The sequence below is a fragment of the Vibrio sp. D173a genome (assembly GCF_030248475.1).
This window is the reverse complement of sequence record NZ_JAHGAH010000892.1, coordinates 1-906: the sequence shown is the minus strand read 5'-3', so window position 1 is coordinate 906 and position 906 is coordinate 1. Positions and strand designations below refer to the sequence as shown.

Sequence of the window (906 nt, the reverse complement as noted above, 5' to 3'; positions counted from 1 at the left end):
GTTTCTCTTCGCAATCTCGCCAATCACTGATAAAAATCAACGTTGATTGCTTAAGCCCCATACGATTAATTCGTTCAATCCAACGGCTAAATGTCACTTCGCTACTATCATGAACTGCAACATCAAGGCTTTGGTTAGCTTTAACTAGATTCTTAAGCTGCGAAAGAAGGTCATTTTGAGAACGCTGCGCCTTGCTGTGAAATAGAGCTTGGTGAGAAGCGATCAGATAACCAACACGATCGCCATCTTTCAGTACACGCCATCCACATATTGCCGCCAATTCCGCAGCAACCACCGATTTCATGACCGATTGAGAGGCGAAGAACATAGAGCTTCGTTGGTCGACACAGATCATCACATTGCGGTCTTTCTCTTCCGTGTAACTGCGAACATGAGTCTTGCCTGTTCGCATCGTCACTTTCCAATCGAGATTTCGAATGTCGTCGCCCAGTTGATAGTGCCTTAGCTCTTCAAAATTCAGCCCGCGTCCACGAAACAGGGAGTTATGACGGCCAGACAGCACACTGCCTGCCTTCAAATGAGGGAGTAAAGTGAACGACTCTGCTTGAGCTTGCAGTCGAACCAGCTTGGCATAATCGCAATACAGCCGAGGATCTAACCCTTGTGACTGTGGCGCTTGAGTTGGCTTAGCCATAACGCCTCCCGATTAACCAATCTCTACCGCATCAAGCAGCTCTTCCACCACACGTTGGTGGTCAACGCCATCCGCCAACGCATCATAAGAGAGAGAAAAACGGTGCCCTAACACAGTAGGAACCATAGCGCGGACATCATCTATTGTGACGTGGTCACGTCCTTGAAGCCATGCATAGGCTCTGGCGCATTTATCAAGCGCAATAGAAGCACGCGGACTTGCACCAATTTCTAGCCATTTAGGTAGATTCG

2 protein-coding genes are annotated in these 906 nt (G+C 48.2%); both read right to left on the bottom strand.

Translation table 11 applies throughout. From position 1 onward, the window contains the following. On the bottom strand, positions 1-655 hold a 655-nt coding region (locus KIV40_RS30060; RefSeq protein WP_285352932.1), incomplete at its 3' end, for a DUF58 domain-containing protein. A 12-nt stretch (positions 656-667) separates the two neighbouring features. Further along, positions 668-906 (bottom strand): AAA family ATPase (locus tag KIV40_RS30055; protein WP_375164914.1); only part of this gene is annotated, 239 nt, incomplete at its 5' end.